This window comes from Pseudomonas viridiflava (assembly GCF_900602065.1).
Lineage (GTDB): Bacteria > Pseudomonadota > Gammaproteobacteria > Pseudomonadales > Pseudomonadaceae > Aquipseudomonas.
On record NZ_UWFN01000211.1, the window covers coordinates 1 to 457 of the forward strand.

The 457-nt window shown below is 56.0% G+C and carries 1 protein-coding gene; it reads right to left on the reverse strand.

Annotated features, from left to right (window positions below; genetic code table 11):
• Window positions 1-370, reverse strand: a 370-nt coding sequence (locus tag EE949_RS12785) for a MaoC family dehydratase (RefSeq protein ID WP_164666763.1), incomplete at its 3' end; no start/stop codon positions are given.
• Window positions 371-457: the final 87 nt, after the last annotated feature.

Below are 457 nucleotides of genomic sequence, written 5' to 3' on the forward strand. Positions count from 1 at the left end.
GATTGAACACGCGGGTCGCGATGCGCACGCGGAATTTCGGCAGTTTTTCGAGAATTTCCAGACGCACCGTCAGGGTGTCACACAGTTTGACCGGCTTCTGAAAGGTCATCTGCTGGCCGATGTAGATGGTGCCCGGGCCTGGCAGCTCACACGCCACTGCCGCGCTGATCAGTGCACCGCTGAACATGCCGTGAGCGATGCGCTCCTTGAACATGGTTTTGGAAGCGTATTCGGCGTCCAGGTGGACCGGGTTGTGATCGCCGGACATGGCCGCGAACAACTGGATGTCACGTTCCTGGACTGTCTTGCTGTAGCTGGCTTTCTGACCTACTTCAAGGGCTTCGTAAGGCGTGTTGGCGACTTGAGTCATGTGTCTGTCCTGGACAAAATATGAAAAAGATAAAAGGTGCGTGATCACTCCGCGCGACGCGGTCCTGGTTGATCGAGTGCGTATTTC